Origin of the sequence: Streptomyces sp. ISL-99 (assembly GCF_018614005.1) — a bacterium.
GTDB lineage: Bacteria > Actinomycetota > Actinomycetes > Streptomycetales > Streptomycetaceae > Streptomyces > Streptomyces flavidovirens.
This window is the reverse complement of sequence record NZ_JAGGPC010000022.1, coordinates 232,581-246,968: the sequence shown is the minus strand read 5'-3', so window position 1 is coordinate 246,968 and position 14,388 is coordinate 232,581. Positions and strand designations below refer to the sequence as shown.

10 protein-coding genes and 1 pseudogene are annotated in these 14,388 nt (G+C 69.7%); 7 read left to right on the top strand and 4 right to left on the bottom strand.

What is annotated here, in order from left to right:
- Positions 1-79 precede the first annotated feature (79 nt).
- The 4 genes and pseudogenes from araD to J7E91_RS14065 form a co-directional block, all read right to left on the bottom strand.
- A complete protein-coding gene (araD, locus tag J7E91_RS14080; RefSeq protein ID WP_214903117.1) occupies positions 80-1,798 on the bottom strand; it encodes an L-arabinonate dehydratase in 1,719 nt (572 codons plus the stop codon).
- Between the two features lie 20 nt (positions 1,799-1,818).
- Positions 1,819-2,730: a dihydrodipicolinate synthase family protein gene (locus J7E91_RS14075; RefSeq protein WP_214903114.1), complete on the bottom strand. Its 912-nt coding sequence runs from the start codon at positions 2,728-2,730 to the stop codon at positions 1,819-1,821.
- Positions 2,727-3,371: a GntR family transcriptional regulator gene (locus J7E91_RS14070; protein ID WP_214903111.1), complete on the bottom strand. Its 645-nt coding sequence runs from the start codon at positions 3,369-3,371 to the stop codon at positions 2,727-2,729. The genes J7E91_RS14075 and J7E91_RS14070 overlap by 4 nt, the downstream gene beginning before the upstream one ends.
- A gap of 137 nt (positions 3,372-3,508) precedes the next feature.
- Positions 3,509-4,747: pseudogene (locus J7E91_RS14065) on the bottom strand (immunoglobulin-like domain-containing protein); the annotation flags it as partial.
- An 859-nt stretch (positions 4,748-5,606) separates the two neighbouring features.
- Here J7E91_RS14065 and J7E91_RS14060 point away from each other — a divergent pair.
- From J7E91_RS14060 to J7E91_RS14030, 7 genes are all read left to right on the top strand, one after another.
- The gene (locus J7E91_RS14060; protein ID WP_214903470.1) at positions 5,607-6,644 is read left to right on the top strand and encodes a family 43 glycosylhydrolase; all 1,038 of its coding nucleotides are present in this window, start codon (positions 5,607-5,609) and stop codon (positions 6,642-6,644) included.
- A complete protein-coding gene (locus J7E91_RS14055) occupies positions 6,644-7,660 on the top strand; it encodes a rhamnogalacturonan acetylesterase (protein WP_214903108.1) in 1,017 nt (338 codons plus the stop codon). The genes J7E91_RS14060 and J7E91_RS14055 overlap by 1 nt, the downstream gene beginning before the upstream one ends.
- A 139-nt stretch (positions 7,661-7,799) precedes the next feature.
- Positions 7,800-9,092 (top strand): ABC transporter substrate-binding protein, encoded by a 1,293-nt coding sequence (locus tag J7E91_RS14050; RefSeq protein WP_214903105.1) that lies wholly within the window; start codon positions 7,800-7,802, stop codon positions 9,090-9,092.
- A gap of 11 nt (positions 9,093-9,103) precedes the next feature.
- A complete protein-coding gene (locus tag J7E91_RS14045) occupies positions 9,104-10,096 on the top strand; it encodes a sugar ABC transporter permease (RefSeq protein WP_308376507.1) in 993 nt (330 codons plus the stop codon).
- On the top strand, positions 10,093-10,974 hold the full coding sequence (locus J7E91_RS14040; protein ID WP_308376506.1) for a carbohydrate ABC transporter permease: 882 nt from the start codon (positions 10,093-10,095) through the stop codon (positions 10,972-10,974). Before J7E91_RS14045 ends, J7E91_RS14040 begins: the two co-directional genes overlap by 4 nt.
- A 3-nt stretch (positions 10,975-10,977) precedes the next feature.
- Complete coding sequence (locus tag J7E91_RS14035; protein WP_214903101.1) at positions 10,978-11,544, top strand: hypothetical protein; 567 nt, start codon at positions 10,978-10,980, stop codon at positions 11,542-11,544.
- 62 nt (positions 11,545-11,606) lie between these two features.
- Positions 11,607-14,351: a Tat pathway signal sequence domain protein gene (locus J7E91_RS14030; RefSeq protein WP_214903085.1), complete on the top strand. Its 2,745-nt coding sequence runs from the start codon at positions 11,607-11,609 to the stop codon at positions 14,349-14,351.
- Positions 14,352-14,388 lie beyond the last annotated feature (37 nt).

Here is a 14,388-nt window from a genome sequence, read left to right as displayed (position 1 = left end):
TTCTCCGTTCTCGTGCGGGGGGAAAGCGCTTCGCGAATGGCGTTCGAGATGTCGGACAAAAAGAGATGGCGGTGGCGGGTCAGCCCGCGTAGGGGTCGGGCACTTCGCCCGGCCGCGACAGGAACGCGAAGTCGCACCCGGTGTCCGCCTGCGTGATCTGCTCGCTGTACAGCGCGCCGTAGCCCCGCTGGTACTTCGCGGGCGGCGGTGACCACTCGCTCCGGCGGCGCTCCAGCTCCTCGTCGCTCACCTCCAGGCGCAGCGACCGGGCGGCGACATCGAGGGTGATCGTGTCTCCCGTCCGTACGAGGGCGAGCGGCCCGCCGACGTACGACTCCGGCGCGACATGCAGCACACAGGTGCCGTAACTCGTGCCGCTCATCCGGGCGTCGGAGATCCGCACCATGTCGCGGACCCCCTCCTTGAGCAGGTGGTCGGGGATCGGCAGCATCCCGTACTCGGGCATACCGGGGCCGCCCTTGGGACCCGCGTTGCGCAGGACGAGCACCGTGTCGGCGGTGATGCCGAGGGAGGGGTCGTTGATGGTGCGCTGCATGGTCCGGTAGTCGTCGAAGACGACCGCGGGACCGGCGTGCCGGAGCAGGTGCGGCTCGGCGGCGATGTGCTTGATGACCGCACCGTCCGGGCAGAGGTTGCCCCGCAGGACCGCGACCCCGCCCTCGTCCGCGAGCGGGTTGGAACGCGGCCTGATCACTTCGCGGTTGTGCACCTGGGCACCGGCGAGCTGCTCGCGCAGCGAGTCGTGCGCCACGGTGGGCCGGTCCAGATGCAGTACGTCGGACAACTGCGCCAGGAACGCCGGAAGCCCGCCCGCGAAGTGGAAGTCCTCCATCAGGTACTGGCCGCCCGGTCGCAGGTTGGCCAGGACCGGCACCGTACGGGCGATCCGGTCGAAGTCGTCGAGCGTGAGCCGCACCTGGGAGCGCCCGGCCATCGCGATCAGATGAATCACGGCGTTCGTCGAGCCGCCCAGCGCCAGCACGGTGGCGACCGCGTCCTCGTACGCGGCCCGCGTCAGGATCCGCGAAAGCCTCAGATCGCGGTGTACAAGTCCGACGATCTGCCGGCCCGAGGCTGCGGCCATCCGGTCGTGCCCGGAATCCACGGCCGGGACGGAAGAGGCGCCCGGCATCGTGACACCGAGCGCCTCGGCCGCGGCGGTCAGGGTCGAAGCCGTCCCCATGGTCATGCAGGTGCCGGGGGAGCGGGCGAGTCCGTTCTCCAGCTCGGCGAGCTCGGCGTCGCCGATCAGCCCCGCCCGCCGGTCGTCCCAGTACTTCCACATGTCCGTACCGGAGCCGAGCACCTCATTGCGCCAGTGTCCCGGCAGCATCGGCCCGGCCGGCACGAACACGGCGGGCAGATCGACGGACGCGGCGCCCATCAGCAGCGCGGGCGTCGACTTGTCGCAGCCGCCGAGCAGCACCGCGCCGTCGACGGGGTAGGAGCGCAGCAGCTCCTCCGTCTCCATGGCCAGCATGTTCCGGTAGAGCATGGGGGTCGGCTTCTGAAAGGTCTCGGAGAGGGTGGAGACCGGGAATTCGAGCGGGAAACCCCCGGCCTGCCACACCCCGCGCTTCACCGCCTGCGCGCGGTCCCTGAGGTGAACGTGGCAGGGGTTGATGTCCGACCACGTGTTGAGGACCGCGATGACCGGCTTGCCCAGGTGCTCCTCGGGGAGGTAGCCGAGCTGGCGGGTCCTGGCGCGGTGACTGAACGACCGCAGGCCCTCGGTCCCGTACCACTGATGGCTGCGCAGACTTTCCGGATCCCTCACGCCGTCACTCCTGGGGTCACTCACGCGGACCACCCGGCTATCAGCTCCGCGATCCCGCCGCGCCGGTCCTCGGGCAGGACCCGGCTCGGTGCGCGTACGTCCCGCCGGCACAGGCCGAGGGAGGCAAGGGCCTCCTTCACGACCGTGACGTTGCCGGCGGACTGGCGTGCCGCCCGCAGCTCCTCGAAGGTGCGGATCTGCTCCCAGGTCTTCATCGCGGCGGGATAGTCCCCGGCGCGCAGCGCGTCGAGCATCCCCAGGGACACGGACGGTGCGACGTTGACCAGACCCGAGGTGAAGCCGGTCGCCCCGCCCGCGAAGTACGCGGGGGCGTACAGCTCCGCGAGCCCGGCGACCCAGACGAACCGGTCCAGACCCGCGTCCCGTGCGAAAGCGGCGAAACGCGCCGCGTCCGGCACGGCGTACTTCACCCCGACGACGTTGGGGCAGGCCTCGCCCAGCGCCGCCAGGCTCTCCCCGCTCAGCAGCGGGTTGCGGACGTACGGGACGATCCCGAGGCCGGGGACGGCCTCGGCGATGGCGCGGTGGTAGTCGGCCCAGCCGTCCTGCGAGACGTACGGATGGACCGGCTGATGCACCATCAGCATGTGGGCGCCGGCGTCACGGGCGTGCTCGGCGGCGGCGACGGCGGTCGGCACGTCGTGCCCGACGCCGACGACGACGGTGGCGCGGCCTGCCGCCTCGTCGATGGTCAGCTCGGTGACCGCGTTGCGCTCATCAGGGGTGAGGGCGTAGAACTCCCCGGTGTTTCCGTTCGGCGTCAGTGTCCGTACGCCGCCGTCCAGCAGCCTGCGGAGCAGGCGGCGGTGGGCGGTGATGTCGATGGAGCCGTCGGCGGCGAACGGCGTCACCGGGATGGCCACGACATCGGCGAGCGCGCTCCGCAGGCCGGAGAAGTCGGTGCTGGTCATGCGGGTTCCCCCTCCGGGAAGGCGCGCTGTACGAAGTCGGCGATGTGGGCGTGCAGGGCGCGGGCGGCGCCCTCCGCGTCGCCGTCGAGCGCGAGCCGCAGAATCTCCAGGTGCTCACCGGCCTCGCGCTGCCAGGACGGCACGGCGGCCCAGGCCACGGTGGAGACCAGGGCCGCCTGGTCCCGCACCTCGTCCAGCATTCTGGCGAGCAGCGGATTGCCGCAGGGCAGGTACAGCGCGCGGTGGAACTCCCGGTTCGCCAGGGAGCGTTCGGCCTGGTCGGTCGCTTCCTCGGCCCGCGCGAGGGCCTCGCGGGCGGCTTCCAGGGACGCCCGGGAAGTGATGGTGCGGCGCAGCGCCTCGGGTTCGAGCAGCAGCCGTACGTCGTACACCTCACGGGCCATGGTGGCGTCGACCGTCCGCACCGTGACGCCCTTGTACTGGTTCATCACGACGAGCCCGGTCCCCGCCAGAGTCTTGAGCGCCTCGCGCACCGGAGTCTTGGACACGCCGAACTGGGCGGCCAGTTCGGTCTCGACCAGGGCCTGGCCGGGGCTGAGACCGCCGGTGAGGATGGCGTGTTTGATCCCCTCCAGCACGTACTGCGTGCGGGAGGGGATCGGACTCGGAGCGAAAACCATGGGGACTCACATATCTCGCGTATCGCGTCTCATATATGACGTACGAAGTACGACGCGATGAAAGCTAGGTCCGCTCCGATGTTTCGTCAATGCTTCGAGCAGAAGAACTTCCGCTCAGGCGAGCCGAGTTGGCGTCAGGGCGTGTAGGCGCCCAGCAGCCGGTCGTACTCGGCCCTGGTCACCGGCAGCGCGGTGCCGTGCCTGGGGCTCGCCGGGAGCGCGAAGTTCTCCGACATCGTCCACCGGCCCGAGTCGAGGTCGGTGGTCTCGAAGGGGATGTAGCCCCGGCCGCCGAACTCGTCGATGAACAGGTACCACTTCTCCTCGGTGTTGGACTTGAAGACGGTCGGCCCCTCCCCGCGTGCGATCGAACCCTTGCCGATGCAGTCGGCGACGAAGTCGTACTCCGTGGAGCGCAGGTCGTCCGACTTCTCGGCGGTGATGAACTTGGAGCACGGTGTCGTCGAGGAGTTGTTCCGCTCGTCCTTCGTGAAGCGGTAGTAACCGCCGTCGTGCCGGATCACGGTCGAGTCGATGACCGAGTAGCCGGGGTCGTTCCAGACCTGGGGCTCGCTGAAGGTGTGGAAGTCGCGCGTGGTGGCGTACAGCATCTTGTTGTACGTGGTGCCGGTGTGCGCGGGGTCGTCGGCGGCGTAGACCTTGGACGCCCAGAAGACGACGTACGCGCCCAGCTTGTCGTCGTAGTACGCCTCCGGGGCCCATGTGTTGCCCGCCGTGTCGGGCGCGACCTTCACCAGGCGCTGCTTGGTCCAGTGGACGAGGTCGGTGGACTCCCACACCATCACGGACTTGCTTCCGGTGCGCTGCACCTGGTCCCAGCTGCCGCCGCTGCCGCCGTACATCCGCAGGTCGGTGGCCAGTTGGTAGAACTTGTCGCCCTCGGGGGAGCGGATGATGAAGGGGTCGCGCAGCCCCTTGGTGCCGAGGGTGGAGGTGAGCACCGGCTTGCCGCCGTTCAGGTCCTGCCAGTGGAGCGGGTCGTTGCCGCGGCTGAGGGCCATGCGGACCTGCTCGCCGTCGGCGGTTCCCTCGCCGGTGAAGTAACTGAAGGCGTAACCGGTGTACTTCCGCTTCTTCGGCAGCTCAGGAACGGTCGCCGTGAACGCGCGGCGGGTATGGGCCTCGCCACGGGTGACGGTCGCGGTCAGCCGCACGTAACGGGTTCCCTTGCCGTGCTTCGGCCGGTGCACGAGACCGGTCGCGTCGACGACGGCGGGATCGGCGGATGCCCAGCGGACGGCGGTGCGGTGGGTGCCGGTGGTGGGGAGGGTGAGGTTTCCGCGTACGTCGTCGAGGTTGTGGACGGTGAGGTCGCGGGCGGCGGTGACGGTGGCCGTGGTGTCGTCATCGGCGGGCGGCCCGGCGGCGTGAGCGGAGCCGGCGGGTGCGGCGGCCAGGCCGAGGATCAGGGCCAGCAGGGGCAACAGGGGGCGGATTCGGGGGCGTAGCAAGGGGAGTCCTCTCGGGTGGGTGACGGTTGGGTGGGGGCGGGCGGGCGTGGGGGCGTCGTCGGGTGGCGGTGGCGGTAGCTGCGGCTGCGGTGGTGGCTGCGTCTGCGGCGGGCGGTCCCCTGCGGGGCTTTTCCCCTCCCCGCCTCTTCCCGACCTGGGGCAGGCCCCAGACCCCGGACGCCCTCCGGGCGTGTCCTCAAACGCCGGACGGGCCGGGCAGCCGGGCAGCGTTCATCGAGGAGCCGGCGGGAAACCGGCCCGAGGCAGCCCGCCGCCGGAGGGCCGCGCCCTGGTTGCCGGACCGCGCCTCGGCGCCAGGTGCCGGATCTGGCACCCGTAACCCACCCCCACAGCCCGTCCGGCGTTTGAGGACCGGGGCCTGGGGCGGAGCCCCAGCAACCCCCGGTCCACCCCAGCCCGTCCGGCGCTTGACGACCGGGGTCTGGGGCGGAGCCCCAGTTCGGGAAGGGGCGGGTAGGGGAAATACCCCGCAGGGAGACGCCGCCGCCCCCGGACTGTGCCGGACGCTAACCCCGCCCCCAACGCCCCGGCAAGGCCCCGGACGAAACCCGTTCGGAATGAAGAGCGGTGTTCGGGATATCGGACGCCAGATTCTCCAGCCCCACCCGCCCCAGGGACTGGTGCCCGCGCCGGACCGCCATTACCGTCTCGGCTGCACAGAGTCTCGTACGACGTTCGAAGTATCGAACCACCCCGCTAGGAGGCCACAGTGAGTGACCGTCACACACCTACCCGCAGGACCATGCTGAGAGGCGCTCTCGCCCTGGGCGCGGCCGCCGCCGCCACGACCACCCCCGCCCACGCCGCCGGAACCGCCGCCCCCGCCAACCCCCTCGTCCGGCAGCGTGCCGACCCCCACATCCACCGCCACACCGACCGGCAGTACTACTTCACCGCCACCGCACCCGAGTACGACCGGATCATCCTGCGCCGTTCCCGTACCCTCGCCGGCCTGGCGACGGCCCAAGAGGCCGTCATCTGGCGCAGGCACACATCCGGTGACATGGCCGCACACATCTGGGCGCCCGAGATCCACCACATCGACGGCGCCTGGTACATCTACTTCGCCTCCGCGCCCGCCGACGACGTCTGGAAAATACGCATCTGGGTGCTGGAGAACAAAAACCCCGACCCCTTCCGCGGCACCTGGACCGAGAAGGGCCGTCTCACCACCGCCTGGGACACCTTCTCCCTCGACGCCACGACCTTCACCCACCAGTCCCACCGCTATCTCGCCTGGGCGCAGCACGAACCCGGAATGGACAACAACACCGGCGTCTTCCTGTCCCGGATGGCGAACCCCTGGACCCTCAACGGCCCCCAAGTCCGCCTCACCACACCGGAGTACGCCTGGGAGCGCATCGGGTTCAAGGTCAACGAGGGGCCTTCGGTCATCCGGCGCAACGGCCGCCTCTTCATGACGTACTCCGCGAGCGCGACCGACGCCAACTACTGCCTCGGCCTGCTCACCGCCGACGAGAACGCCGACCTGCTCGCCCCCGGAACCTGGAAGAAGTCCCCGGTGCCGGTCTTCACCAGCAACGACACCACCGCCCAGTACGGCCCCGGCCACAACTCCTTCACCGTCGCCGAGGACGGGCGCACAGACGTCATCGTCTACCACGCCCGCCAGTACAAGGAGATCACCGGCGACCCGCTGCACGACCCCAACCGCCACACCCGCATCCAGCGCCTGCGCTGGAAGGCCGACGGCACCCCGGACTTCGGCGTGCCCGTTCCGGACGGCCCGGTCCGGCTCCTCGGCGGGGGGCGTTCCTGATGCGCCGAACGGGCACCGCGGGCGTGCTCGCCCTGGCCACCGTCGCGGCGCTCGCCGCCGTACCCGCCCACGCCGCCGCACCCGTCCCCGGCGGGGAGCTGTGCACCCCCGCCGCCTGTCATGTCGACGTCGCCCCCGGCACGTACCACGTCACCGTCACGCTCGGCGGCGCGGAGGCGGGCAGTACCTCCGTCACGGCCGAGACGCGCCGCGCCCTGCTCCCCGAGACGCCCACCGCCCCCGGGCAGCGGATACGCCGTACCTTCACCGTCGACGTACGTGAACCCGAGGGCGAGCCCACGGGACCGGCCGGCAGCTCCGGTCTCGATCTCGTCGTCGGTGGTACGTCGCCGAAGCTCGCCGGGCTGCGCGTCACCCCCGCGCCGGGCGCCCGCAAGATCGTCCTGGTCGGCGACTCGACGGTCTGCGACCAGCCGGGCGCGCCGTACGCGGGCTGGGGGCAGCACCTGCCCCAGTACCTCGGGCGTGGCCTCGCCGTCGCCAACTACGCGGACTCCGGGGAGAGTACGCAGTCCGTGCTCGACAACCCCGCGCTTTTCCCGGCCGCCCTGGCGCGCGTGCGCCAAGGCGACCTCGTCCTGGTCCAGCTCGCCCACAACGACAAGCAGACCCCCGCCGCCACCTACCGTGCCAACCTCGCCCGCATGGTCGACGCGGTACGGGCCAAGGGTGGCCGGCCCGTTCTCGTCACCCCGGTCGTGCGCCGCTGGTTCAACGCCGACGACACCCTGAACAACGGCACCGCGCTCCTCGTCAACGGCCTCGGCGTCGACCTGCCCGCCGAGATCCGCGCCCTCGCGGCCGATGCGGACGTACCGCTGATCGACCTGACGGCCCTCACCAAGCGGCGCGTCGAGGAACTCGGACCCCAGTCCTCCAAAGCCCTGTATCTGTACGACGAGAAGCGCGACAACACCCATACGTCCGTGCGCGGTGCCACCGAGTACGCCGCGCTCGTGGACGGTGAACTGCGTGCTCAGGGCCTGATCCGCTGACCACGCGGGCCGCCGCCGCGCCGAATCGCTTCCGCTGCTCCAGCTGCCCAAACCGTTGACGGGCCCTGTGGGCACTCGTACATTGCCCCAGCAAGCGCTTTCCTAAAACGATTCAATCGTCAGAGCGAAGAGGTGAACCATGCGCACGTCCAGGCATGTTGAGAGGCGTACGTTCCTCAAGGCGGCCGGAGCCTCACTGGCGACCGTCGGGCTGACAGCGGCAGGCTGCGGGGGCGGAAGCGGTTCGGCCGGCGGTGGGCCCGTCACCATCAGGTATGCCTGGTGGGGCGCCGATGACCGCGCCAACAGGATGAACCAGGCCGTCGCGCTCTTCGAGAAGAAGCACCCGAAGATCAAGGTCAAGACGGACTTCCAGCCCTACGTCGACTTCTGGAAGAAGTTCAACACCCAGGCGGCGGGCGGCAACCCGCCGGACGTCATCCAGAACGCGGTGACCTTCCTGCGCAAGTACGAAGCTCGCAATGTGCTGCTCGACCTGAAGCCCCAGGTGCAGGCGGGCAACCTCAGCACCGACAACTTCCGCGCCGGCCTGGAGAAGTTCGCCGAGATCGACGGCAAGCTGCTCGGCCTGCCGGTCGGCTCGAACTCGATGGGTTACATCATCGACGAGAAGGTCTACGAGAAGGCCGGTGTCACACCGGCGTTCGGCTGGACCTGGGACGACTGGTACGCCGGTCTGCGGAAGATCAAGAGCAGGACCGGCGTCGCCGGCGACTCGGGCCCGCACTCGATCATGTACTACTACGACCTGAAGCTGCGGCAGCAGGGCAAGGCGTTCTTCACCGAGAACGGCCTCGGCTTCCAGGAGAGCGACCTCGAGGCCGAGTGGACCGAGGCGATGAAGCGGATCCGGTCCGGCATCTACACCGACCCCAAGAAGGCCGAGCAGATCAAGCCCAAGGCCGCGACCGCCGGAGCCCTTTCGGCAGGCGAGTTCACCTGGGACAACTTCACCGTCCGCTACGCCGCCGAAGGCAAGAGCTCGTACGGCATCGCGCCCATACCGACGACCGACGGCAAGAAGACCGGCCAGTACCTCGGCTCGCTGATGCTCAGCGGCACCGCCAGGACCAAGCACCCCAAGGAGGTCGCCACCTTCATCAACTTCATGGTCCACGACCCGGAGGTCGGCCGGATCATGGGCTACGACCGCGGCGTCCTCTCCACCACCGAGCAGTTCGAAGCCTTCGAGCCCACCGACAAGGTGAGCAAGCAGATCTCGGCGTACGAGACGAAGATCGCCGAGTCGGGCGTCCTTGAGCCCATCACCCCGCACCCCGCCGGTGCCGATGTCGTCGAGGCGGCCTTCCTGCGCCTCGCCACCGAAATGAGCCTGGACAAGGCGTCACCGGGCGAGGCGGTCGACAAGCTCTTCTCGGAGGCGAAGACGGCCTTCACCTCGAACGCCTGAGGGGACCGGCAGTGACGCACACCGTTCACCCCCCGCCCCCGCCGGCCGCCCGCGCCGAGCCACCCCCGCCCGGTCGCGGGCGCCGCGCACCGCCCGCCGCCGAACAGCGGCGCACCGGCCGCCGGGAGAACCTGGCGGGCTACCTCTTCATGTCGCCCTGGATCGCCGGCTTCCTGCTGCTCACGGCAGGTCCCATGGCGGCATCGCTCTACTTCGCCTTCACCGACTACAACCTCTTCGACACACCCCAGTGGGTCGGCCTCAAGAACTTCAGCGACATGTTCGCCGACCCCCGCTGGCAGAAGTCGGTCGAAGTCACGCTCAAATACGTCGTCATCGGCACGCCGCTGAAACTCGTCGCCGCACTCGGCGTCGCCCTGCTGCTCGCCCAGAGCCGCCGGGGCCAGGCCTTCTACCGGGCGGCGTTCTACGCCCCGTCGCTGATCGGCGCCAGCGTCTCCATCGCCGTCGTGTGGCGGGCGATCTTCACCGACGACGCCGTGGTCGACCGTACGCAGCAGCTCTTCGGCATGAACGCCGGCGGCTGGGTCGGCGACCCCGACATGATCCTGTACGCCCTGGTCGCGCTCACCGTCTGGCAGTTCGGCGCACCCGTGGTCATCTTCCTGGCCGGGCTGAAGCAGGTACCGCGCGAGCTGTACGAAGCCGCCGAGATGGACGGTGCCGGGCCCTGGCGCCGCTTCTGGAACATCACACTGCCGATGATCTCGCCGGTGCTCTTCTTCAACGTCCTGCTGGAAACCATCCACTCCTTCCAGATCTTCGGCTCGGCGTACATCCTCGGCGGCCAGGGCAACCCCTGCGGACCCGCCGACGCCACGCTCGTCTACACCTGTTACCTCTACCAGCAGGGCTTCGAGAACAGCCGGATGGGCTTCGCCTCCGCCATGGCCTGGATGCTGCTGATAGCGGTCGGCCTGGTGACGGCGGTGCTGTTCTGGTCGCAGAAGCGCTGGGTGCACTACGAGGAGAACGCCCGGTGACTCTGACTCTCGACCCAGGCTCCACCCCCACTGCGCAAAGCCCGCGCGGACGAGCCGGATCGCTCGGCTGGCATCTGGGGGCGCTGGCGGTGCTCGCCGTCGTGCTCTACCCGGTGATCTGGGTGCTCGGCGGCTCGTTCAAGCCCGGCAACGAGATCATCGGCAGTCTCCAGCTACTGCCGACCGACCCGATCGTGGCCAACTACACGCGGCTCACCGAAGGCATCGCGGGCATCCCCGTCTCCACCTTCTTCATCAACTCCACGGTGCTCGCTGTGGGTTCGGTCGGCGGAGTGCTGATCTCCTGCTCGCTGGCGGCCTACGCCTTCTCCAGGATCAGATTCGCGGGGCGGAACCTTCTCTTCGCCCTGATGATCGGCACGCTGCTGCTGCCGTACCACGTACTCATGATTCCGCAGTACGTGCTGTTCCAGAAGCTGGAACTCATCAACACGATGGTTCCGCTGCTGCTCGGCAAGTACCTCGCCGTCGACGCCTTCTTCGTCTTCCTGATGGTTCAGTTCATGCGGAACCTGCCGAAGGTACTGGACGAGGCGGCGCGGCTGGACGGCTGCGGACACTTCCGGATCTACTGGTCGATCGTGCTGCCGCTGTGCCGGCCGGCCCTGATCACCAGCGCGATCTTCACCTTCATCAACGCCTGGAACGACTTCATGGGCCCGTTGCTCTACCTCAACGAGCCGGAGAAATACACCGTTTCGCTGGGGCTGAAGATGTTCGTCGACCAGGACGCCGTCGCCGACTACGGCGGCATGATCGCCATGTCGCTGGTGGCGCTGCTCCCCGTCCTGGCGTTTTTCCTCGCCTTCCAGCGCTACCTCATCGACGGCATGGCCACGTCCGGGCTGAAGGGCTGAGCGATGGCGACCCGCTTCCACGAGCGTTTCGGGGTCTTCGCCGAGTGCCTGCTCACCGGCGTGTGGATCGCGCTCTGCTCGCTTCCGCTGGTGACCGGGCCCGCGGCGCTCGCCGCCGGCTCCCGGCACCTGCGGCGCCACCTGTCCGGCCAGGAGACGGCCGGGTGGCGGGAGTTCGCCGCCGACTTCCGCGCTGCCGGCCGCCGGGGCTGGGCCGTCGGCCTGGCCGGATGGGCGGCCGCCTGGCTGCTGTGGCTGGACCTCGCGGCTGTACGGGCCGGCCTGCCCGGCGGCGGCCTCGTCGCCGCGGTGGGCATCCTCGCGTTCATCGGCTGCGCGGTCGCGGGGCTGCGGGCGGCCGCCGGCTGGGAGCCCGGCGCGTCCTGGCGCGTCCTGCTGGGGGCGGCAGGACGGCGTACGGTCCTTGACCCCGCCGGATCGCTGCTGATCGTCTGCGGCTTCGCGGTCGTCGCCGCCTCCGCCTGGTTCGCGGCGCCGCTGGCGGTTCCCGTGATTGGCGCGGTCACGGCAGCGGCGGTCGCCGTGGAGCAGCGGTACGCCTCCCGCTGAGCCCCGCCCTCTTCTCTTTCTCGTACACACACATCGCCTTACGCAACCGGAAGGGCACAACGATGTCTCCGATCCCCCGCAGGTCCCTCCTCAAGGCGGCAGCGGCGGCCGGCGCCGCCGCCCAGTTCAGCTGGGCTCTCGGCGCGACGAACGCCCACGCCGCGCCGAGAGCCGATCCCGCTGACGCAGCCGCGGACCCGGTGACCCTGAGCTGGCTGGAGGAAGCGGGTCTCGGAGCCGCGCCCGGTTCCACTCTCGGCGTGCCCTGGCCGAAGGGCGCGTACGACAAGGACCAGACCTTCGCTCTGACCACCGCCGACGGCAAGGCCGTACCCGTCCAGTCCTGGCCCCTCGCCCACTGGCCCGACGGCTCGCTGAAGTGGACCGCGCACGCCATCGGCTCCGAGACGACCGCCGCCTCCTTCACCCTCAGCGCCGGGGCCCCGGCCGCGCCCGCCCGTGAAGTCACCGTGTCCAGCGGCGGCGGGACCATCGACGTCTCCACGGGTGTGATCACGGCGAAGATCGGCAAGAGCGGTTCCGCTCTCGTCAAGTCCGTCACCCGGGGCGCCACCGAGATCGCGAAGAACGGCCGGCTCGTCCTCCTGCGCCAGGGCGAGATCGAGGACGGCGACCAGGGAAACGCGAAGTACGAACGCTTCGAGAGCGCGATAGCCGAGGCAGAGGTGGAACAGGACGGGCCGGTCCGCGCCGTCGTCCGCATCGACGGCAGACACCGCCGCGGCAACCGCGCCTGGCTCCCCTTCTCCGTCCGGCTCTACTTCTACGCGGGCGCCGAGTCGTTCCGCATGGTGCACACCATCACGTACGACGGCACCCAGGAGCCCGGCAGGGCCAGTGGCGACTTCATCCGCGGTCTCGGGGTCCGCTTCACCGTGCCGATGCGCGACGAGGCGTACGACCGGCACATCCGCATCGGCGGCGACGGCACGGGCCTGCTGCGCGAAGCCGTCAAGGGCGTCACGGGACTGCGCCGCGATCCGGGGGCCGCCGTGCAGGCCGCGCAGTTCGAGGGCAGGAAGCTGCCCGACCCGGCCACCTGGGACCAGCGCGTCACGAGTCGTCTGCATCTGATCCCCACCTGGGGCGACTACACCCTCAGCCAGCTCTCCGCCGACGGCTTCACCCTGCGCAAGCGCACCAAGAAGGGCCACGGCTGGATCCCGGCCGGCGGCGGGCGCCGGGCATCAGGCTTCGGATACGTCGGCGGGGCGAGCGGCGGACTCTCCTTCGGGCTGCGCGACTTCTGGGAGAAGCACCCCGCCGGACTCGACGTCCGCGGCGCGCACACCGACGAGGCCGAGGTCACGCTCTGGCTCTGGTCGCCGGAGGCCCCGCCCATGGACCTGCGCTTCTACCACGACGGCCTGGGGCAGGACACGTACGCCGAACAGCTCGAAGGCCTCAACATCACCTACGAGGACTACGAGCCCGGCTTCGGCACCCCGTACGGAATCGCCCGTACGAGCGAACTCCTCTTCTGGGCCCACGACTCCACACCGGACGCCGGGACCCTGGCGGAGGAAGTGACGGCCGTCCGCACCCCGCCCCAGCTCGCCGCCCCGCCCAAGCAGCTGATCAAGGCCAAGGTCTTCGGCGGCCTTTTCTCCGAGCCCGACCGCTCCGTGCCCGCCAAGGCGAAGATCGAGGACCACCTGGACTTCCTCTTCACCTACTACCAGGACCAGGTGGAGATGCGGCGCTGGTACGGCTTCTGGGACTACGGCGACATCATGCACAGCTACGACCCGGCCCGCCACCAGTGGCGCTACGACGTCGGCGGCTACGCCTGGGACAACTCCGAGCTCTCGCCCGACCTCTGGCTCTGGTACGCCTACCTGCGCTCCGGCCGCGCCGACATCTTCCGCTTCGCCGAGGCCATGACCCGCCACACCGGCGAGGTCGACGTCTACCACCTCGGCACCTGGGCGGGCCTCGGGACCCGGCACGGGATCCAGCACTACGCCGACAGCGCCAAGCAGCAGCGGATCGCCAACACCACCTACCGGCGCTTCTACTACTTCCTCACCGCCGACGAACGCACCGGCGATCTCATGCACGCCAACGTCGACTCCGACGAGACGTTCCTCGCCCTCGACCCGATCCGCAAGATCCGCACCGAGCCGTACACGCCCGACCGGCACGCCCTGTCCATCGGCTTCGGCACCGACTGGAGCGGCCTGGTGTCGGCCTGGCTGACCGAGTGGGAGCGCGGCGGCCCCAAGGCGGCGAAGGCCAAGGCGCGGGTGCTGTCCACCATGGAGACGATCGCCGCCCAGCCCAACGGCTTCGTACAGGGAAGCGGCCTGTACGACCTGGACACGGGCCGGTTCGCCGTCGAGAAGGAGGCCAAGGTCGGCGTGTCGCATCTGTCGGCGGTCTTCGGGCTGAACGAACTGTGCGCCGAGCTGATCGATCTGATCGACATGCCGCAGTTCAAGGCGGCGTATCTGGACTACTGCCGTTACTTCAACGCCACCAAGGCCGAACAGGCAGCCCGCTACGGCACCAACTTCGGCTCGCTGATCCTCTTCCAGGGACATTCGCGCCTCGACGCGTACGCGGCTGTCCAGACGGGCGATGCGGAGCTGGCCGAGCGGGCGTGGGAGAAGTTCTACAACAGCGACGGCTACAAGGAGTCGTCGCCGTGGAGGACGGAGAAGGTGAGCGGGCCCGTCACGCTGGTGCCCGGCAGTGAGGCGAACTGGGTCTACACCAACGACACCGCCCTGTACGGACTCGCCGCGATCGAGAACCTGGCGCTCGTGGGGGACCGGATGCCGTAAAGGCGTGGAGGCGGCGGAACCGGCTGCCGGCCGGTTC